Raw genomic sequence first — 247 nt, 5'->3', positions numbered from 1 at the left:
GTCTTTAAGACATTTCTCAAGGACAAAGAGAAAATTGTCAACGCCCTTCAACTACCCTATTCCAACGCCAAATTGGAAGCGACCAATAATCTCGTTAAACTTATCAAACGAAATGCCTTTGGATTTCGGAACTTTGACAACTTTAAGAAACGAATTTTCATCGCTCTGAATATAAAAATGAAGAGGACATCAATTGTCCTCTCCAGATGTTAGTTTTTATTCAACCCACTACAGTTGACAATGAGCC

1 protein-coding gene is annotated in these 247 nt (G+C 37.2%); it reads left to right on the top strand.

Features of this window, described 5'->3' with window-relative positions; all coding sequences use genetic code 11:
- The coding region (locus AC3E7H_RS10080; RefSeq protein ID WP_490676525.1) for a transposase at nucleotides 1–213 on the top strand (213 nt) is incomplete at its 5' end.
- Nucleotides 214–247 lie beyond the last annotated feature (34 nt).

The sequence above is a fragment of the Streptococcus sp. SCPM-O-B-15304 (M98) genome, assembly GCF_058200215.1.
Note: the sequence above shows the minus strand (reverse complement) of the source record. Positions and strands in the feature narration are given on the sequence as shown.